General features: G+C 71.0%; 20 protein-coding genes. 11 read left to right on the top strand and 9 right to left on the bottom strand.

Going from position 1 to position 18,071, the window contains the following annotated elements:
* Window positions 1–26: 26 nt before the first annotated feature.
* The 3 genes from ACSHV8_RS46265 to ACSHV8_RS46255 are packed head-to-tail and all read left to right on the top strand — an operon-like array spanning window position 27 to window position 3,655.
* The gene (locus ACSHV8_RS46265) at window positions 27–1,520 is read left to right on the top strand and encodes an aldehyde dehydrogenase family protein (RefSeq protein WP_436526858.1); all 1,494 of its coding nucleotides are present in this window, start codon (window positions 27–29) and stop codon (window positions 1,518–1,520) included.
* 9 nt (window positions 1,521–1,529) lie between these two features.
* The gene (locus tag ACSHV8_RS46260; protein ID WP_436526857.1) at window positions 1,530–2,168 is read left to right on the top strand and encodes an ABC transporter ATP-binding protein; all 639 of its coding nucleotides are present in this window, start codon (window positions 1,530–1,532) and stop codon (window positions 2,166–2,168) included.
* Entirely contained in the window at window positions 2,165–3,655 is a 1,491-nt protein-coding gene (locus tag ACSHV8_RS46255) for a DUF6297 family protein (RefSeq protein ID WP_436526856.1), read from the top strand. Before ACSHV8_RS46260 ends, ACSHV8_RS46255 begins: the two co-directional genes overlap by 4 nt.
* Before the next feature lies 1 nt (window position 3,656).
* Here the strand turns inward: ACSHV8_RS46255 and ACSHV8_RS46250 are convergent, their stop codons facing one another.
* Entirely contained in the window at window positions 3,657–4,073 is a 417-nt protein-coding gene (locus tag ACSHV8_RS46250) for a hypothetical protein (RefSeq protein WP_436526855.1), read from the bottom strand.
* Window positions 4,074–4,140: 67 nt separating this feature from the next.
* On the opposite strand from ACSHV8_RS46250, the gene ACSHV8_RS46245 reads away from it, so the two are divergent.
* The gene (locus ACSHV8_RS46245) at window positions 4,141–4,548 is read left to right on the top strand and encodes a hypothetical protein (protein ID WP_436526854.1); all 408 of its coding nucleotides are present in this window, start codon (window positions 4,141–4,143) and stop codon (window positions 4,546–4,548) included.
* 49 nt (window positions 4,549–4,597) lie between these two features.
* On the opposite strand, the gene ACSHV8_RS46240 is transcribed toward ACSHV8_RS46245, so the two are convergent.
* The gene (locus ACSHV8_RS46240) at window positions 4,598–4,876 is read right to left on the bottom strand and encodes a hypothetical protein (protein WP_436526853.1); all 279 of its coding nucleotides are present in this window, start codon (window positions 4,874–4,876) and stop codon (window positions 4,598–4,600) included.
* Here ACSHV8_RS46240 and ACSHV8_RS46235 point away from each other — a divergent pair.
* The gene (locus ACSHV8_RS46235) at window positions 4,869–5,087 is read left to right on the top strand and encodes a DUF397 domain-containing protein (protein ID WP_436526852.1); all 219 of its coding nucleotides are present in this window, start codon (window positions 4,869–4,871) and stop codon (window positions 5,085–5,087) included. The genes ACSHV8_RS46240 and ACSHV8_RS46235 overlap by 8 nt on opposite strands.
* 73 nt (window positions 5,088–5,160) lie before the next feature.
* On the opposite strand, the gene nucS is transcribed toward ACSHV8_RS46235, so the two are convergent.
* Window positions 5,161–5,820, bottom strand: coding sequence for an endonuclease NucS (gene nucS / locus ACSHV8_RS46230; RefSeq protein WP_436526851.1), 660 nt, complete (start codon window positions 5,818–5,820; stop codon window positions 5,161–5,163).
* Window positions 5,821–5,883: 63 nt separating this feature from the next.
* On the opposite strand from nucS, the gene ACSHV8_RS46225 reads away from it, so the two are divergent.
* The 4 genes from ACSHV8_RS46225 to ACSHV8_RS46210 are packed head-to-tail and all read left to right on the top strand — an operon-like array spanning window position 5,884 to window position 11,240.
* Window positions 5,884–6,504, top strand: coding sequence for a DUF4126 domain-containing protein (locus tag ACSHV8_RS46225; protein WP_436526850.1), 621 nt, complete (start codon window positions 5,884–5,886; stop codon window positions 6,502–6,504).
* Complete coding sequence (locus ACSHV8_RS46220; protein ID WP_436526849.1) at window positions 6,501–7,838, top strand: hypothetical protein; 1,338 nt, start codon at window positions 6,501–6,503, stop codon at window positions 7,836–7,838. Before ACSHV8_RS46225 ends, ACSHV8_RS46220 begins: the two co-directional genes overlap by 4 nt.
* 47 nt (window positions 7,839–7,885) lie before the next feature.
* Window positions 7,886–10,489: an FtsK/SpoIIIE domain-containing protein gene (locus tag ACSHV8_RS46215; RefSeq protein ID WP_436526848.1), complete on the top strand. Its 2,604-nt coding sequence runs from the start codon at window positions 7,886–7,888 to the stop codon at window positions 10,487–10,489.
* Window positions 10,476–11,240 carry a hypothetical protein gene (locus ACSHV8_RS46210; protein WP_436526847.1) on the top strand — a complete coding sequence of 255 codons (765 nt, stop codon included), beginning with the start codon at window positions 10,476–10,478 and terminating at the stop codon, window positions 11,238–11,240. Before ACSHV8_RS46215 ends, ACSHV8_RS46210 begins: the two co-directional genes overlap by 14 nt.
* Before the next feature lie 489 nt (window positions 11,241–11,729).
* Here the strand turns inward: ACSHV8_RS46210 and ACSHV8_RS46205 are convergent, their stop codons facing one another.
* Window positions 11,730–12,578 (bottom strand): 3-hydroxyacyl-CoA dehydrogenase family protein, encoded by an 849-nt coding sequence (locus ACSHV8_RS46205; RefSeq protein ID WP_436526846.1) that lies wholly within the window; start codon window positions 12,576–12,578, stop codon window positions 11,730–11,732.
* Window positions 12,579–12,699: 121 nt separating this feature from the next.
* On the opposite strand from ACSHV8_RS46205, the gene ACSHV8_RS46200 reads away from it, so the two are divergent.
* Entirely contained in the window at window positions 12,700–13,032 is a 333-nt protein-coding gene (locus ACSHV8_RS46200) for a hypothetical protein (protein ID WP_436526845.1), read from the top strand.
* A 5-nt stretch (window positions 13,033–13,037) separates the two neighbouring features.
* Here ACSHV8_RS46200 and murA read toward each other — a convergent pair whose 3' ends face one another.
* A complete protein-coding gene (gene murA, locus ACSHV8_RS46195) occupies window positions 13,038–14,327 on the bottom strand; it encodes a UDP-N-acetylglucosamine 1-carboxyvinyltransferase (protein WP_436526844.1) in 1,290 nt (429 codons plus the stop codon).
* Between the two features lie 41 nt (window positions 14,328–14,368).
* On the opposite strand from murA, the gene ACSHV8_RS46190 reads away from it, so the two are divergent.
* A complete protein-coding gene (locus ACSHV8_RS46190; protein ID WP_436526843.1) occupies window positions 14,369–14,941 on the top strand; it encodes a cob(I)yrinic acid a,c-diamide adenosyltransferase in 573 nt (190 codons plus the stop codon).
* A 211-nt stretch (window positions 14,942–15,152) separates the two neighbouring features.
* Here the strand turns inward: ACSHV8_RS46190 and ACSHV8_RS46185 are convergent, their stop codons facing one another.
* From ACSHV8_RS46185 to ACSHV8_RS46170, 4 genes are all read right to left on the bottom strand, one after another.
* Complete coding sequence (locus ACSHV8_RS46185) at window positions 15,153–15,986, bottom strand: PhzF family phenazine biosynthesis protein (RefSeq protein ID WP_436526842.1); 834 nt, start codon at window positions 15,984–15,986, stop codon at window positions 15,153–15,155.
* A 57-nt stretch (window positions 15,987–16,043) separates the two neighbouring features.
* Window positions 16,044–16,511, bottom strand: a complete 468-nt coding sequence (locus ACSHV8_RS46180) for a DUF2550 domain-containing protein (RefSeq protein WP_436526841.1) — start codon at window positions 16,509–16,511, stop codon at window positions 16,044–16,046.
* A gap of 9 nt (window positions 16,512–16,520) precedes the next feature.
* Window positions 16,521–16,802, bottom strand: coding sequence for a F0F1 ATP synthase subunit epsilon (locus tag ACSHV8_RS46175; protein WP_014694384.1), 282 nt, complete (start codon window positions 16,800–16,802; stop codon window positions 16,521–16,523).
* Window positions 16,803–16,876: 74 nt separating this feature from the next.
* Window positions 16,877–18,001 (bottom strand): LCP family protein, encoded by a 1,125-nt coding sequence (locus ACSHV8_RS46170; protein WP_436526840.1) that lies wholly within the window; start codon window positions 17,999–18,001, stop codon window positions 16,877–16,879.
* Between the last annotated feature and the right edge of the window lie 70 nt (window positions 18,002–18,071).

Genomic DNA, 18,071 nt, shown 5'->3' with positions numbered 1-18,071 from the left:
GGTAACATTCGGCCTAGACTCCCGACATGACGGCGACTCACGTTCCCGGCCTGCCCGTGATCGAGGACGGCCAGCTGATCTCCACCAACCCGGCCACCGGCGAGGAGGCCGGGCGCGTCCCGGCCGCCGACGAGAAGGCGGTGATCGCCGTCGTCGAGCGCGCCCGCGAGGCCGCGGCCTGGTGGCAGGGCCTCGGCTGGGAGGGGCGCAAGATCCGGATGCTGCGCTGGCGCAGCCTGCTCGTCGAACGGATCGAGGAGCTGGCCGAGCTCACCCGGTCCGAGAGCGGCAAGCCGATCAACGACGGGATCATCGAGATCACCGCGGCCGTCGAGCACCTGGACTGGGCGGCCAAGAACGCCAAGCGGGTCCTCGGCCCGCGCAAGATGCGCACCCGCCTGCTGCTGGCCGAGCACGTCGGCCATCTGGAGTACCAGCCGTACGGCGTCGTCGGCGTGATCGGCCCGTGGAACTATCCGATCGTCACGCCGATCGGCCCGATCTCCGGCGCGCTCGCCGCCGGCAACGCGGTCGTCTTCAAACCCAGTGAGTACACCCCGGTCGTCGGCCAGTGGCTGGTCGACACGTTCGCCGAGGTCGTCCCCGAGCAGCCGGTGCTGCAGGCGGTGCACGGGCTGGGCGACGTCGGCGGTGCGCTCTGCCGCTCCGGCGTCGGCAAGGTCAGCTTCACCGGCTCCACCGCCACCGGCAAGAAGGTGATGGCCGCCTGCGCGGAGAACCTGGTGCCGGTCGTCATCGAGGCCGGCGGCAAGGACGCGCTGATCGTCGACGCCGACGCCGACATCCGGGCGGCGGCCGAGGCCGCGGTCTGGGGCGCGATGACCAATGCCGGTCAGACGTGCATCGGGATCGAGCGGGTGTACGCGGTCGAGCCGGTCTACGACCGCTTCGTCGAGGCCGTCGTGGAGAAGGCCGGCAAGCTGCGCACCGGCGAGGAGATCGGGCCGATCACCATGCCCAAGCAGCTCGACATCATCCGCGATCACATCGAGGACGCGCTGGCCAAGGGCGGTCGGGCGGTGCTCGGCGGGGCCGAGGCGGTGCAGGCTCCGTACGTCTCGCCCACGGTGCTGGTCGACGTGCCGGAGGACTCCACCGAGATCCGCGAGGAGACGTTCGGGCCGACGCTGACCATCACCAAGGTTCGCGACGCCGACGAGGCGATCCAGAAGGCCAACGATTCCCCGTACGGGCTCGGTGGCTCGGTTTTCGGCAAGAAGAACGCGATCCGCATCGCCCGGCGGCTGCGCTCCGGCATGGTGGCGGTCAACGGCACCCTGACGTTCGTCGGGATGGGCAACCTGCCGTTCGGCGGCGTCGGCGAGTCCGGCTTCGGGCGCATCCACGGCGAGGACGGGCTGCGCGAGTTCGCCCGGTCCAAGGCGATCACCGTGCGCCGCGCGAAGTCGCTGCTCCCGGCGATGACCTTCGAACGCACGCCGGCCCAGGTCAGGCAGATCGTCAAGGCCCTGCGTCTGCTCTACGGACGTAAACCGTAGTCTGTCCGGGTGGCCGACCACCCCGCGGTTGAGGTAAGCGATCTCACGGTGAGCTACGGCTCGACACCGGTCCTGGCCGGTGTCGCGCTGACCGTCCCGGCCGGCACGGGCGTCTGCGTGACCGGGGAGAACGGCATCGGCAAGTCCACCCTGCTGCGCTGCGTCAGTGGCCTGCAGCGGCCGGACGAGGGCCGCATCCGGGTCTTCGGCGCGACGCCCGGCTCCAGCCCCGAGTTCTGGGCCGCCGTGGTCACCACCGTGGAGCCGCCGACCTGGTATCCCGGGCTCACCACCCGCGAGCACGCCGAGCTGATCTGCCGGGCCCACGGGCAGGACCCGGACGAGGCCGGCGTCGACGAGGCCCTGGAACGTTTCGGGCTGATCGGGCACGCCGACGCCATCCCGCCGTCCCTCTCGTCCGGGCAGAAGCAGCGGCTCACGCTCGCGCTGGCCCTGATCCGGCCGAGCTCGCTGCTCATCCTGGACGAGCCGGAACAGCGCCTCGACCCGGAGGGCCGGGCCGCGGTCGCCGCGATGCTGGTCGACTACCGGGCCGGCGGCGGCTCGCTGCTGATGGCCAGCCACGACGACAAGTTCGCGGTCGCCTCCGGGGCCGAGCTCACCACCATGGAGTCGTTGATTCCATGACCGTCATCGTCCCGCTGCGGCCGGTGCGCCGTTGGATCCACCAGCGCCAGGTGTCCCACCGGGAACGCGGCGCGACGCTGGGCAACCTCTACTTCGCCGCGCTGCTGATCGCCGTCGTCGGCGCGATGACCCACAAGCAGATCGCCAAGATCTTCTGGCCGCCGGCCCCCGATCTGGGCGCGCTACCGGCCCTGAGCCTGAGCCTGCTCGGCGCCGGCTTCCTACTGATGATCATGCGGGCGGTCGGCCCGGTCACACTCGGCCGCCCGGCGGCATACTTCCTGCTCACCGCCCCGGTCAGCCGCCGCCGCCTGCTGCTGCCGTCCCTGCGGCTGGCCGCGCTGGCCGCCGCCGCCGTCGCCGCGCTGATCACCACCGCGATCGCCGGACACGCCGCACCGCACCGGCTCGCCGGGCCGCTGATCGCCGGCGGCGCCCTGATCGGGATCGGACTGCTGCTGGTGGCGGTCGTCGCCCAGCGGGTGAAACTCTGGGCCACCGTCGCCGACGGGGCGGCCACGCTCATCGCGGTCGGCGGCCTGCTCCTGCTGATCCTCGACAACCTCGTGGTCGGCGACCGGCCCACGGTCGACGGCTGGCCGGCGAGGCCGCTGCTGGTCACCCTGGCCGGATCACTCGCGGTCGTCGTGGGGCTCGGGACTGCTTTGATCGTACGGAATCTGGCCCGCACCCCGGACGACCGCATCCTGGAAGCCGCCAAGACCACCGGAACCATCTTCGACACCGCGTTCGGGATGGAACCCTCGTTCGTCACCGACATGGTGGCCCGGCGCTACTGGACCCGGCGACGGCTGAAAAGCACCCGCCCACCGGCCCGGCTCCCGGCCCTCACCGGCCAGGACTACCTGATGCTGCGCCGCCGTGCACCCCGCCTGCTGTGGCTGCTCGCCGCCACCCCGATCCCGCTGCTGCTGACCGCCGCCCCGCCCTGGGTGACCGGCCTCGCCCTGCTGCTCGGCGCCATGATCGCCGGCGGCACCACCACCCGCACGGTCAACACCGACGCCGGGAACCCGGTACTGCTGCGCCTGCTCGGACTCAGCTCCCGCCAGGCCCTGCTGCAACGACTGTGGATCCCGGGCGTGCTCGCCTTCGCGTGGTCCCTGCTCGCCCTGACCCTGATGCAGCTGGCCGGCGACCTCCCGGCCGGCCCGTGGACCCTGCTCAGCATCCCCCTCGGCGTGACCGGCGGCCTGGCCGCGGTCCGCCGCGCCCGAGCCGGCTTCGTCCGCAACGACCTGCTGCCGCTGGACACCCCGATGGGCACGGTCTCGACCGGGCCGCTGGTCTACGCCTTCGCCGGGCCGGACGCCCTCATCCTGGGCATCCCCACGCTGATCGCCATCGGCCAGGGGACGCCCTTGACGTGGACGTTGCTGTTGTTCCAGACGGCGCTGGCGTTGATCGGTGCCCGCGCCTACCTCGTCGGCACCACCGACCCCGAACGAGTCGATCTCCAGGCCTGACTCAGGAGCAGTCGATCCGGTGGTAGGTCGTCGACCTCTCAACGTCGTTCCAGCGCAGCTCGAAGCGCACACAGACGGCCACGTCCTTCTGACCGTCGGCGCCACCGAGGAACTCGGCGTCGGCCCAGGAATGCAGATCGGACAGATCGTCGTAGTCACCGACCCGTGAATCGCGAACGGTCCCGCCGTAGTTCCCGATCGCGGAGGTCAACGCCCCGAAGCCGACCGTCGGATACTGCCCCGGGCTGAGGTCGGCCACCGCCAGATCGACATTGCGGGCGACCACCGCGGCGGTGCCGTCGACGGACCCCCAGGCCGGGTCGTAAGTGTTCAGCCGGTACAGCAGCCAGGCCAGCCCACCGGCCACGACCACAAGAACCACCGCGACGATCCCGCCCAGAACTTTGAGGATCTTCACTGCCGCAGTATGTTCCCGGCCCGCAACACCCGCTCGGGGCTGGGCAAGATCTCGATGGGCTGCGACGATGATCGACGTGGCCGACGAGGTGACTTCGGAAGAGAACGCGCTGCTGGTCAACGGGCTGGGGCGGGTCGGTGCCATCGTGAACAACGGGGCCGGCTGGGGAGCACGGCTGGCCGCCAAACTGATGCCCGCCGACATCTTCGAGACCGAGGTGACCCTGCCGCTGCCGGTCGCCGAGGTCGAGGCGCGGGTCCGGCAGGTGCTCGGCGTCCCCGGCGGGCCGCTGCGCACGGTTCTGGGCGCCGGCGCCATGAACCTGAACCCGGCCGTCGTCACGGTGACCCTCACCGTGGCCGGGGACGGTTCGACCACCGTGCACGTCCGCGGGGTGGCCAAGGAGGGCCTGATCAAGCAGCGCGCCGGCCGCCAGGCCGCCGAACGGGTGGCCGCCCACCTCACGGGCAGCTGACCCGCAACCGCCGAGCAGCTCACAGGCAACTGATCCGCGACCCGCGGGATCAGAGCACTCGACGTCCGCTACCGGCCTCCGCGACCGGGCGGGCCGCGGTGAACTCCCGGTCGTCGTCCAGGAAGAGGATCTCGAACTCGTGCTCGTCGAGGCGGTCGAGCAGCAGCGCGCGCATGATCGGGTGGGCGGAAATGTGTCGCAGGGTCGGAACCATCACGTGACGGGCGCCGACCTTTCCCATGGAGTCCGCAAATTTTGCGATGCCGGAGAGGGTGCCGTCCGGGTATTCGTAGAACGTGGTGACGAGGGGAGCTAAGACAGTGAGCATCGACCGGCTGGCGACAGCCAAGTGGTTCAAGAGCAGCCGCAGCAACGATCAGAACGCCTGCGTCGAGGTCGCTTTCCTCGACGCGGGCGAGGTTGCTGTGCGTGACACCAAAGATCAGGGCCGCGGACCGATCATGGTCTTCACCGCCGCCGAGTGGGACGCCTTTGTCGGCGGCGTTCAGGACGGTGAGTTCGACCGCCCGGCGACGTAGCCACCGCTACGGGCCCGCCGGGTGACCGTTTTCGGTCGCCCGGCGGGGTTCTACGGCCGTACCGAAGAAGGTCTCAGAAAAGGGTCAGCTCGTCGCGTTCCATGCCGCGCAGCTTGTCGTAGTCGACGACCACGCAGCGGATGCCACGGTCGGTGGCCAGGACGCGGGCCTGCGGCTTGATCTCCTGGGCGGCGAAGACGCCCTGGACCGGGGCGAGCAGCGGGTCCCGGTTCATCAGTTCGAGGTATCGGGTGAGCTGTTCGACGCCGTCGATCTCGCCGCGGCGTTTGACCTCGACGGCGACCGAGGCGCCGGCCGCGTCCTTGAGGAGCAGGTCGACCGGGCCGATGGCGGTCATGAACTCGCGGCGGACGAGGGTGTGGCCCTCGCCGAAGGTTTCCGGGTGCTCGGCCAGCAGCTCCTGCAGGTGCGCCTCGACTCCGTCCTTGACCAGGCCGGGGTCCACACCCAACTCGTACGAATAATCCTGGAAGATCTCCTCCAGGGTGATCCGGAGCTCTTCGCCGGCCTTGTTCACCACCTTCCACACGCCGGGCGCCTCCTGCAGCTTGCAGGGCGGGCTCATCCAGTTCAGCGGCTTGTAGGCACGGTCGTCGGCGTGGATCGACACCGAGCCGTCGGCCTTGACCATGAGCAGCCGGGTGGCGAGCGGAAGATGGGCGGAGAGCCGTCCGACGTAGTCGACGGAGCATTTCGCGATGACCAGGCGCACCGGACGACACTATCCGAGCCGCCCCGAAGCGAAAATGTCGCACGCCGGTGCCATGCTGACTTCGTGTTAGAAGCATTGACCGGCACCGGTCTCGCGGCATCCGCCGGACTGAATGCCTACATCCCCCTGCTCACCATGGCCCTGCTGGCCCGCTACACCGACGCCATCGATCTGCCGAACAGCTGGTCCTGGATCACCAACGGCTGGACGATCCTGATCCTGGCGATTCTGCTGGCCGTCGAGGTGGTCGCCGACAAGGTGCCGGTGGTCGACCATGTGAACGACGTGGTTCAGACCTTCATCCGGCCCACCGCCGGCGGCCTGGTGTTCGGTGCCGGTTCGGCCTCGCAGACGGTGACCGTCTCCGACCCGGGCACGTTCTTCAGCTCGCACCAGTGGGTGCCGGTGCTGACCGGCACGCTCATCGCGCTCAGCGTGCACGGGGTGAAGGCGGCGGCCCGCCCGGTGGTCAATGTCACCACTGCCGGTTTCGGCGCTCCGGTGGCCAGCACGGTCGAGGACATCAGCAGTGTCCTGCTCTCCGTGCTGGCAATTCTCCTTCCGGTTCTGGTTCTGGTCGGGCTGGTTCTGCTGGTCTGGGCCGCGGTGTGGGTGTTCCAGCGCCGCAACCGGCGTAAGGAAGCGAAACTGGCGGGTGTCGAAACGCGTCGACTGTTTGGTTGACTCTGCGGGTGCCCGCGTTCGCCGTCCCCGCTTTCGCCCTTACCTGGTGGCTCGCCGGATATCTGATCGGGCGTGATCCGGGGCGGCCGGCGTTGCGCTGGGCGAGCGCCGGCCTCGTCGCGTACGCGATCGGGGTCGTCTCCTGGACCACGGCGCCGGGTTCGCGAACGGCGGAGATCCTGATCTGCCTCCCGGCTCTGGCCTGGGCCGGGAGTGTCGTCGCGCTGCTGCCGCTGTCGCCGGCGGAGCGCCGCCCGATCGACATCGGCGCGCTGGTTCTCGGTGTCAGTTTCCAGTTGATGGTGGTGGCGCTGCCGGGGGCCGGGAAGCTGGTGGCGCTCACCCCGCTGGTCGGCGCGCTGATCCTGCTGTGGAGAAACCATGATCAGGTGGTTCCGCGGAGTCTGCCGCTCGCGTTGAGCGGCATGGCTTTCCTGTACGCGGCGAGCCTGGCTGTCCTTCTGCTGCCGCTCGACGCCGGCGGCCCGGTGCCCGCGCTCGCCGCGAACGGGCTGGACCTGCTGGTCTTCGGCTATCTGGTCGCGGTCGCGCACGCGATGGGCGGCGGCGAGCGTCTCCGGCCGGATCTGCGCCGTTCGCTCGTCGCCGGGCTGGGCGTGCTGGTGCTGGTCGGTCTCCCGGCGATGCTGACCATGTACGAGACCCGCGGCAACGATCTGGTCACGGTGTTGCAGTTCGTCCCGCTGGCGGTGGCCGCGACCGCGGCCGGCCTGACCGGGCGGTTGAGCCGGCTGATCGACCGGGTCGCGCTGTCGGGTGACAAGCGGCTGCGCAACGACCGGGCGGCGCTGTTCCTGAACGCGGATGCGCTGCTGCGGCTGCGGGAGCGCCGGCGGCTGGCCGAGGTCGGCGAGCCGGAGTTCCTGCGGCTGACCCGGCGTGCGCTCGACGATTTCAACGATCTGAACCGGTTGTCCCGCAGCCCGCTGACCGATCTGCCGGTGGTGGCCCGGCGTGTGGCCGGGCGCGGCGACGACCAGCCGCGGGCCCGGGCCCGGGAGTTGCGGGCGGTGCTGCGCGAGTCGGTGTCGGCGCTGCGTCCGGCCGGCCCGTTCGACACCGGTGAGGACTGGCGGTACTACAACACGCTGCAGTTCTGCGGGGTGCTGGGGCTCAATCCGTACGCGCGGCGGCTGCGGCTGGACGGGTTGAGCCGGGAGGCGCGGATGGCGGTCGACTGGTTCCGGCGTCATGTTCCGCGCGACGTCATGCGGCAGTGGCAGCGGGAGGCGGCGATGGTGGTCGCCGGCCGGCTGTGGACCGAGGCCTTTTCGAGCGACATATCACGACACGCAATGCCTAATCCGTCGTAATGGTGGAAAATCGCTAAAATCCCCCCACATGGATTCCGGGGGGTCGCGTGGGTAGTCACCGCAACGCGCTGGTCGCCGTGGTCCGGCAGGAACTCGCCGAGGCCCGGGGCTCCGCGCGGGCGTTGCTGGCCGCCGCCGAGTCGGCCCGGGGTGAGGCGCAGAACCGGCGCCGCCTGGTCCGGGACGCGTACGCCACCTGTCTGAGCCAGCTCACCGCCGCCCGCGAGGCGGCCCGCGACGACGTGCAGCGACGCTTCCAGAGCGAGGCCACCCGGCTCGCCGGGCACCTGCGCGGGCTGGCCACGACCAGCGCCACCGGCGCGGCCGGCGCACCCTGGCGGTTGTGGTCGCCCAGCGAGCCGGACCCGGGCAGCCGCCCCGGCCTGCTGCGGATCGGCGCCATCACGTTCGAGGAGACCGCCGCCCTGCCCGGCCTGGTCCCGCTGCTGGACGCCGTGCACCTGCACGTCAGCGGGCCGTCCCCGCAGGTCGACGACCTGATCACCGGGGTGCTGCTGCGGGCGTTGGGCAGCACCCGGGCCGGTGACGTGCACCTGACCGTCTACGACCCGGAGAACCTGGGCGGCACCCTCGCGCCGTTCGCGCCGCTGAACCCGACCTTCGTCGGGCCGGGCGGGCTCGGCTCGCTGCTCGACGACCTGGCCGACCACATCTGCCGGGTCAACGAGTCGCTCGGCGGGCAGTACCCGTCGCTGGCCGAGCTGGCCGCCGCCCGTCCCGGGCCGCGCCCCGAACCGTGGAAGCTCGTGGTGCTGCTGGCCGACCGGGCCACCTCGGTCGAGATGACCACGGCGCAGCGGGCGCAACTGGACCGGATCGTGCGTACCGGGGTGGCCTGCGGGGTGCACCTGGTCGTCCGTGGGCTGGCGCTGGAGGACGACCCGACGGTCGAGCGGATCGTGGTCCGTGACCAGGTCGCCACCTGCGACTCACTGGGCAGCCTGGAGATCCGGCTGGACCCGCCGCCCCCGCCCGAGCGGATCGCCGCGTTCTGCCGGACCACCGCCGAGCGGCTGCGGGCCGGCCCGGACCCGGCCCGGCTGGCCGACCTGGAACCGGCCAAGTACTGGGCCGAGTCCTCGATCGACGGCCTGGTCGCGCCGATCGGCGACAGCACCGACGGCTCGCTGGTCGAGGTGCCGCTCGGCGACGATCCACCGCACGCGCTGATCGGCGGCCCGTCCGGGTCGGGCAAGACCAACCTGATCTACACCTGGCTCGGTTCGCTGGCCACCCGGTACGGCCCCGAGGAACTGGCCCTCTACCTGCTCGACTTCAAGGAGGGCGTGTCCTTCGCCCGGTACGTGCCCGGCCCGCACGACCCGGCCTGGCTCCCCCAGGTCCGGCTGGCCGGCCTCAACGTCAACGGCGACCGCGAGTTCGGCCTGGCCATGCTCCGGCACCTGAGCGAAGAACTGCGGCTGCGGGCCCAGGCAGCCAAGCGTTACGACGCGGGCAAGCTCGCCGAGCTGCGGGCCGAGGACCCGACCGGGCACTGGCCGCGGATCGTCGCGGTCATCGACGAGTTCCAGGTGCTGCTGGACGGGCGGGACGCGGTCGCCGACGAGGCGGTCGCGCTGCTCGAGGACCTGGCCCGGCGGGGCCGTTCGCAGGGCATCCACCTGATCCTGGCGTCGCAGGACGTGGCCGGGATCCAGGCGCTGTGGGGCCGGGCCGGGCTGATCGCCCAGTTCACGCTCCGGATCGCGCTGCCCAAGGCCCGCCGCATCCTGGCCGACGACAACCTGGCCGCGGCCGTCATCCCGCGCTTCCACGCGGTGGTCAACACCGAGTCCGGGATGTCCGGGGCGAACCGGATCGTGCGCCTGCCCGACGCCGGCGACCGGAACCTGTGGCGCGGCGTGCAGCGGCGGCTGTGGCGGGACCGGCCGGCCGGCTGCGCGGAACCACGGCTCTTCGACGGCGACGCGGTGCCCACCCTGCCGGCGGCGTTGCGGCCGTCCGGGCGGGTGCCGTCCACCGACGCACCGGTCGGGTCGTCGCCCGGCGCGGTGCTGGGCGAGCGCATCGACGTGGCCGCCCAGCCGGCTCGGCTGCGGCTCGGACGGATGCCCGGGCGCAATCTCGCCATCCTGGGAACACGTACCGAAGAAGCCTGTGATGTCCTGGCCGCCGCCGCATTGAGCCTGGCCGCGCAGGGACCGGCCCACTTCAGTGTGATGTGCCTGGACCCGACGGCCGGCCCGGCCGCGACCCGGCTCTTCGCCGAACTGCCGTCGGCCGACTGGTACGACGTCGGCGACCTCGACTTCGCCCTGGCCCCGCGCGACATCCCGCACTACGTCGTCGGCTACGCGCTGGACGCCGCCCGCGACCCGGGGCTGCGGAAACTGCTGGCCGAGGGTCCGGAACAGCGGATCCACGTACTCGGCTGGTGGCGGTCGGTGCCCCGCCTGCGCGACGACCTGGGCGGCATCGGCGCCCGGTTCGACACCATCGGCGCCTGGGTCGCCCTGGACGTGCAGGGGGCCGACCTGAGCCCGCTCTATCCCCAGCCCGGGGGCCCGGTCTGGTATCCGCGGCCCCGGCGAGCGCTGTTCTTCGATCGCTCGGTCCACCGCACACCCGAAGTCATCATCCCGTACGAGGTGAACAGTGACCACACGTGACCGGCAGCCGCCCTCCCGCGACTACCAGTTGATGGTGAGCGCCCTGGCCGAGGTGACCCGGCGGCGCGACGCCGAACTGGACGACGCCGAGCAGGCCTACCAGGACAGCGCCGCCCGCGCGGCCGGTGAACTGGCCCGCGCCGAGAACGACGCGCTGGCCGCCGACCGCTGGGCCGGGGCCGCCGCGGCCCAGGTGCTCGACGTGGACCGGGAGGCATCGCGCCTCTGGTCCCAGCTGCGCCGGGCCCGTGGCCTGCGGGTTCGTGCTCTCGGAGAGGTGCCCGACCCGGCGCCGGTCGAGGCCCTGCCCCGGGTCGCCCTGCAGCGCCGGCCGTCCTCGGACCTCTCGGCCGATGCGGTCGTCACCGGTCAGGGGCGTCAGTCGCCGCGCGCCCTGCTGGCCCGGGCCGCCGATCGCATCGACGACCGCGTCCGCCCCGGAGGCCGTCGCCCGCTGCCGCGCTGGGCCCTCGCACTGCTCCCGGTGATCGGCGCGATCGCATCGACGATGGCCGGACTGGTCGCCGCCGGACTGGTCACTTTCGGTCACACGACGGTCTTCGGCGGGCTGCTGATCCGCGGCGTGGGCTGGCTCGCGTTCGTGATCGCGCCGTCCGCGGGCGTTCCCGCCGCCGCGTTCCTGGCCCACCGCCGCCTGCGCTGCCGCCTCGACGTCGGCGGCATCGGCCTGACCCTCCTGGGCGGCATGATCGCCGCCACCTTCCTGTCGGTCTCGTTCGCCACCAAATAAGACCCATTTGCGCGTACGCCGTGAGCCCGGCCCCGGTCCACCCCTCCGCGACCCCCGCCGTGGTCCCGGCCCAGCCGCGCCCCGCACCCCCGGCTGGCGCTCACGGCTCCAAAACGACCGAAGAACAACCGTCAGCGCCAGCCGAGAGCGCGCGAAGCCGCCGACCCCGAGCGGGCAGCGCGACTCACGCCGGCCGGCTGGTGCTGACGGCTCCAAAACAGCCGAAGAACAGCCGTCAGCGCCAGCCGAGAGCGCGCGAAGCCGCCGACCCCGAGCGGGCAGCGCGACTCACGCCGGCCGGCTGGTGCTGACGGCTCCAAAACGGCCGGAAAGCAGCCGTCAGCGCCAGCTGAGGCCGGGAGCGCTCTGCGAGGTGGGAGTGCGGCGGACGTCGCGGGCCACCCGCCCCTGGGCGCGTCGCCAGCTGGGGCGGGCGGCGCGGCGGGTGGAGCGGGGGCGGGCTCACGACGTACCAAATCGGGGTTTTGGTCAGTAGCTGTAGAAGCCCTTGCCCGTTTTGCGGCCCAGGTCGCCGGCCGTGACCATGCGCTGCAGGAGCTCCGGCGGGAAGAATTTCTCGTCCTGGGTGTCGCGGTAGATGTTGCCGGCCGCGTTGAGCATGACGTCCAGGCCGGTCAGGTCGATCGTGGCCAGCGGGCCCATGGCGTGACCGAATCCGAGCTTCATGACGGTGTCCAGATCGGCGGCCGAGACGACGCCGGACTCGACCAGCTTGATGGCCTCGACGAGCAGGACCGAGAAGAGCCGGTTGGAGACGAAGCCGGCGACGTCGCGCTTGACCTCGACACACGTCTTGCCGACCTCCTCGGCGAAGTCGCGCGCGGTGGCCAGCGTCTCGTCCGAGGTCTGGTAGCCGCGGACCAGCTCGACCAGCTTCATCATCGGGACCGGCGAGAAGAAGTGGATGCCGACGACCGATTCCGGTCGCGACGTGACCGTGGCGATCTGGGTGATCGGGATGGCCGAGGTGTTGGTGCCGAGGATCGCGCCCGACTTGCAGATCTTGTCGAGCTGCTTGAAGACGTCGTGCTTGGCCTCGACCTTCTCGAAGATGGCCTCGACCACGATGTCGGCCTCGGCGACCGCGTCCAGGTCGGTGGTCGGGGTGATCCGCTGGAGGGTGGCCTCGACGTCCTCCTCGGCGATCTTGCCCTTGGCCGCGAAGCGGGTCAGGGACTCACGGATCGCACCGAGACCGCGCTTGAGCGAGGCGTCGTCGACGTCCCGCATCGTGACCTGCCAGCCGGCCTGCGCCGAGACCTGTGCGATGCCGGAGCCCATCAGACCGGACCCGATGACCGCGAGACGACCAGCCATAATCCCACCCCTTCGTCGAATGCGGGCACAGTCTAACGGGGTTACTGAACGGAAACTTAGGCCCGTTCCCGTTCGGGGCAAAGCGCCAGAAAAGCGCTCGCGGCGGTGCCACACTGTGCGCATGGCCACGAGCGACGGCTGGTACCTCATCGGACCGTTGATCGCCGTCGGTCTGGTCGGCTTCCTCGGCGCCGTGTTCTGGCGCATGGGCCTGCAACCCACCGGACAAGACGGTTACGCGGACGGGCTCGCGATCTTCGGCGAGCGGGAGGACTACGGCCTGCTGTCGCCGGCCGCGGTCACCGACGAACCGGAGATCGCCGACGAGATCCGGCGGCTGCTCTCCGAGGCGGGCATCCGGGCGACCCACGCGACCCGGCGCGACGGCCGGGTCTGCGTGCTGGTCTTCGCCGAGGAGGTCGAGGAGGCGCGACGCCTCGTCGGTTCGAGCTGAAAAACCTAAAAATCGAAAGTCGGCTCCGGTACGTCGGTGCGCTCCACCTCGACACCGAGCCGCGCCAGGTCGGCGACGAAGTCCGGGTACCCCCGGTCGATGTGGTGCACCTCGCCGACCTCGGTCACCCCGTCCGCGCACAGACCGGCGATGACCAGCCCGGCGCCGGCCCGGATGTCGGTGGCCCGCACCGGGGCACCGGAGAGCCGCTCCCGCCCGTTGACGACCGCGTGATGCCCGTCGGTGCGGATGTCCGCGCCCAGGCGCACCATCTCGTTCACGAACATGAACCGGCCGTCGAAGATGTTCTCGGTGATCAGCGACGCGCCCTCGGCGACCGCGGCCAGCCCGATCGCCATCGGCAGCAGGTCGGTGGCGAAGCCCGGGTACGGCAGCGTGACGATGTCGACGTGCTTGGGCCGGTCGGCCATCCGGACCCGGAACTTGTTGTCCCCCGGGTCGACGACCGCCCCGGCCGACACCAGCTTGTCCAGCGCGATGTCGAGGAACTCCGGCCGCACGCCGTGGATCGTGACGTCGCCGCGGGTCATGGCCGCGCCGTAGGCCCAGGTGCCGCCGACGATCCGGTCACCCACCGTGCGGTGCCGGACCGGCTTCAGCGGGCCGTCGACCCCCTCGATGACCAGCGTCGACGTGCCGGCGCCGTCGATCCGGGCGCCCATCGCGGTCAGCATCTCGCAGATGTCCACGATCTCCGGCTCCCGGGCCGCGTTGTCGATCTCGGTGACCCCCTTGGCCAGGACGGCGGCCATCAGCAGGTTCTCGGTGGCGCCGACACTCGGGAAATCCAGCCAGATCTTGGAACCGCGCAGGCCGGCCGGGGCCGAGGCGATCACGAAACCGTGCTCATTGGAGATCTCCGCACCCATCCGGGCCAGGCCGGAGACGTGCATGTCGAGGCCGCGGGAACCGATCATGTCGCCGCCCGGGAGCGCGACCCGCACATAACCACGCCGGGCCAGCAGCGGGCCGAGCACACAGATCGACGCGCGCAGGCGGCGGACCAGGTCGTAGTCGGCCTCGGCGCCCGGCTCCAGCGGCACGTCGATGATCGCCTCGGTGCCGTCCAGCACGACGTCGCAGCCCAGCCGGCGCAGCACCTCGGCCATGATCGCGATGTCGGTGATCCGGGGCACGTTCTCCACGACGCTGCGGCCCTCACCGAGCAGGGCCACCGCCATCAGCTTGAGTGCCGAATTCTTCGCGCCACCGACCGTGACGTCACCGGCGAGCGGAGCGCCGCCCTTGACCCTGATCACATCCACGCGGGCCATCGTATGGGCCGTAACCCACTCCGGCTGCATAGGGTGTCTGCATGGCTGTGCATCTCACCCGGATCTACACCCGTACCGGCGACGCCGGACAGACCCGTCTGGTCAACAACGAGGTGGCCGCGAAGACCGACCCACGGATCGCGGCCTACGCCGACGCGGACGAGTGCAACGCGGCTCTCGGCGCCGCTCTGGCTCTCGGTTCACTTCCCGATGACGTACGGGCGGTGCTCGGCCACATCCAGAACGACCTGTTCGACCTCGGGGCGGATCTCGGGAACCCGCTCGACGAGAACCCGCCGTACCCGCCCCTGCGGATCACCGAGGAGTACGTGACCCGCCTCGAAGGCTGGTGCGACTCGTTCAACGAACGGCTCGCCGCACTGGACAGTTTCATCCTGCCGGGTGGCACCCCGGGCGCGGCGCTGCTGCACGTGGCCCGGACGATCGCCCGCCGGGCCGAACGGTCGTCGTGGGCCCTGATCGAGGCGGACGCCGCGCGGACGTCGGTGCTACCCGCGAAGTATTTGAACCGGCTGTCCGACCTGCTGTTCATCCTGTCCCGGGTGGCCAACCCGGACGGCGACGTGAAATGGGTCCCCGGCGGCTCCCGATGACCACCGGCGGCCTGCACCGCGCACGGGTGGGCGCTGATGTTCGCGGATCGGCACCCGTACGCCGGTGGGCCGGACAGCTACGCCGCCTACCTCGAGGACGCCTGGGGTTACGAGGCCGAGCTGGCCACCTGACCGCTCTTACGCCGCCGGTCCTTTGGCGCCGCTGGGCCGCTTGGCGCCGCCGGATCGTTTTTACGCGGCCGGACCGTTTTTACGCGGCCGGGAGTGCCACCTGGAGTTCGCCGTCGATCGTGGTGACCGCGTAGCCGCCCAGCAGTGTCCGGTCACCCCGGAGGGCCACCCGGACCAGGCCGCCACGGGCCGACGCCTGGTAGCCGACCAGCTCGTCCCGGCCCAGCCGCGCGGTCCAGAACGGGGTCAGCGACGTGTGGGCAGAACCGGTCACCGGGTCCTCGGCCACCCCGACCGCCGGGGCGAAGAACCGGGAGACGAAGTCGTAGCCGGCCGCCGGGTCCTCGGCCGCCGCGGTCACCAGCACGCCGCGCCGGGTCAGCCGGGCCAGCGCCCCCAGGTCCGGGGTGAGCCCGCGGACCGTCTTCTCGTCGGCGACCTCGACCAGCACGTCGTCGGTGATCGGCCCGGTCCAGTGGGTGGCCACCGCGTTGACGCCGAGGGCCGCGGTCAGCTCCGGGTCGACGTCGAGCGGGCTCAGCGGGGAGGCCGGGAAGTCCAGGGTGATCAGGCCGTCCTCGGCCACGTCGGCGGTGAGGATGCCGCTGCGGACGGTCCGGAAACGCACCCGCCCGCTGACCAGCCCGGCCTGGTGCAGCACGTGCGCGGTGGCCAGGGTGGCGTGGCCGCAGAGGGCGACCTCGACGCCCGGGGTGAACCAGCGCAGCGCCCAGTCGGCGTCGCCGCCCTCGGGCAGGCGGTGCAGGAAGGCGGTCTCGGAGTGGTTGACCTCGACGGCGATCCGCTGCAGCCAGTCGTCGTCCGGGAACGTGTCCCCGTCGAGGATCAGGACGCCGGCCGGGTTCCCGGCGAAGGGACGATCGGTGAACGCGTCGACGATTCGAATCCGCATACCGCCGACGCTAGGCCCGCACCCGGCCCCGGGCGACGGCCAATCCGGAAGTGGTGGTCAGCCTTCGAGCTGGCGGGGGCCGAAGATCGAGCGCCCGGGCGAACTCCCCGGGTCCCGCGGCGGCCCGGCCTCGAGCCAGGACAGGAACCCGGTCACCGTGGTCTCGGCCATGGCGATCTCGAGCTGGGTGTCCCCGGTGGCGCAGCGCAGCACCACCCAGTGGCCGGGCATGGTCAGCCGTTCCGGCCCGGTCGGCAGGCGCCGCTCGGCGATCGTCAGCAACCGCCGGTCGAGCACCCGCTTGGGCCGGATCGCCAGGCTGAACATCTTGTGAAAGCGGAGCTCGTCACCGACGAACTGGCCCAGCCCGGGCGACCATCCCCGGCCCGGCACCATCGTGCTGGTGCGGACCTGCAGGCGAATGGTTCCGCCGCCGAGCATGAGCAGGCGGCGGCGGAAGAAGATGGCGAAGAGGAGCGCGAGCAGCGCGACGACGCAGATTCCGAAGACTTCCAGAACCCGCATCGCCGGTGATCAGTGCTGCTCGGGCGTGGCCGGCGTGGCGCTCTCGGCGAGCACCGTGACGCCGTTGGCGTCGATGGAGAGGAACCCACCGGCGACGTCATAGGTCAGCTGCTCGCCACCGGCGAGCTTGACCCGGACCTGGGACGGCTCCTTGAGCAGGCCCAGAAGCGGAGAGTGGCCCGGCAGCACACCGATCTCACCCTCGGTGGTGCGCGCGACGAGCATCTCGGCCTCACCGGCCCAGACCTTCTCCTCGACGGCGACAACCTCGACGTGAAGCTGGTTGGCCACGCTGTCTCCCTCTGACGCTGCGAACCGAATGGGTGAAAGTCTAATCGGCGCTCGCCCGGACCGTTCGGCCGGGGCTAGCTGTTCTTGTTCACGAACTCCGGGTGGGCCAGCAGAAACTCCTGGATCCTGTCCTGCCGGACCGCTTCGAAGAACTCGTCCGACCCGGGCGCGAGCTTCTCCCCCAGGTAGTTCTTGCCGTCGTAGAGCGCCCCACCGGACAACTTGATCGAGACCATGCTGTCGGTGTTCAGGTCCTTCAGCGCGAGACCCCAGTCGAGCACGCTGTGCCCGTTGCCGTCGAAGGTGAGCGCGTCGCCGGCCGCGCCCAGGATCCGGGTCATCTTGGCCGGGTTGGTGACGACGCCCTTGCTCATCACTTCCTTGGCCATCGCCTTGATGAACTGCTGCTGGTGCCGCTGCCGGTCGTAGTCGCTGTGGGGCAGGCCGTAGCGCTGCCGCACGTAGTCCAGCGCTTCCCAGGCCTTCAGGTGGTAGGTGCCGGGCTTGTAGGTCTTCTGCGGCCCGATGTACGGGTGCGCGCACGAGTTGTCGGCGCACTCGGGGCGCCGGTGCCGCGGCTGTCCGCTCGGCTGGAGGTGCTCGGACCGTACGCGCATGTCGATCTTCATCGTCACGCCGCCCATCGCCTCGACGATGTTCTTGAAGCCGCCGAAGTTGATGATCGCGCCCGCGGCGAACGTCTGGATGCCGGTCAGCTGGGTGACCGTCTTCGCGAGCAGTTGGAAGCCCTGCTTGACGTCGTGCTTGCCGTCGCCGGTCGAACTTCCGTACGACATCGCGGCGTTGATCTTCGAACTGCCCCCGGTGAAGCCGGTCGGGGCGAAGGCCGGGATGTCCACGTAGAGGTCACGCGGGATGGAGAACATGTAGACCTGATCCATGCTGGCCGGGATGTGCGCCACGATGATCGAGTCGGACAGCGGCGCGGTGTGGTCGTCACGCGGATCGATGCCGGCCATCAGGATGTTCATCGGGCCCTTGATCTCGGCTGAGCCGCGGGTGGCGCCCGCCGCGGGCGCGCCGATCAGGCTGCCGTCGGCCTCGATCGAGCCGGTGTACTCGGCGATCAGAGCCGAGCCGGTCACCAGGACCACTCCGCTCGTCAGCATCAGCACGGCGCCGAAGACCGCCGACAGCCTGGCCCACAGCGGCGTCCGGCGTTGCGCGGATTTGGTCACCCGATCCCCCAGCCGTGATTCACCCCTGGAACAACGAGAAGCCGTGCCGGTCGACACCGGCACGGCTTCC

The sequence above is a fragment of the Actinoplanes sp. HUAS TT8 genome (genome assembly GCF_051380535.1).
Classification (GTDB): Bacteria; Actinomycetota; Actinomycetes; order Mycobacteriales; family Micromonosporaceae; genus Actinoplanes.
Note: the sequence above shows the minus strand (reverse complement) of the source record. Positions and strands in the feature narration are given on the sequence as shown.

Bases quoted from the DNA above. Each gene is read 5' to 3' on its own strand.
- ACSHV8_RS46265 (WP_436526858.1), top strand. From the start codon at position 27: ATGACGGCGACTCACGTTCCCGGCCTGCCCGTGATCGAGGACGGCCAG.
- ACSHV8_RS46255 (WP_436526856.1), top strand. From the start codon at position 2,165: ATGACCGTCATCGTCCCGCTGCGGCCGGTGCGCCGTTGGATCCACCAG.
- ACSHV8_RS46245 (WP_436526854.1), top strand. From the start codon at position 4,141: ATGATCGACGTGGCCGACGAGGTGACTTCGGAAGAGAACGCGCTGCTG.
- ACSHV8_RS46240 (WP_436526853.1), bottom strand. From the start codon at position 4,876: ATGCTCACTGTCTTAGCTCCCCTCGTCACCACGTTCTACGAATACCCG.
- ACSHV8_RS46205 (WP_436526846.1), bottom strand. From the start codon at position 12,578: ATGGCTGGTCGTCTCGCGGTCATCGGGTCCGGTCTGATGGGCTCCGGC.
- ACSHV8_RS46200 (WP_436526845.1), top strand. From the start codon at position 12,700: ATGGCCACGAGCGACGGCTGGTACCTCATCGGACCGTTGATCGCCGTC.
- murA (WP_436526844.1), bottom strand. From the start codon at position 14,327: ATGGCCCGCGTGGATGTGATCAGGGTCAAGGGCGGCGCTCCGCTCGCC.
- ACSHV8_RS46190 (WP_436526843.1), top strand. From the start codon at position 14,369: ATGGCTGTGCATCTCACCCGGATCTACACCCGTACCGGCGACGCCGGA.
- ACSHV8_RS46185 (WP_436526842.1), bottom strand. From the start codon at position 15,986: ATGCGGATTCGAATCGTCGACGCGTTCACCGATCGTCCCTTCGCCGGG.
- ACSHV8_RS46180 (WP_436526841.1), bottom strand. From the start codon at position 16,511: ATGCGGGTTCTGGAAGTCTTCGGAATCTGCGTCGTCGCGCTGCTCGCG.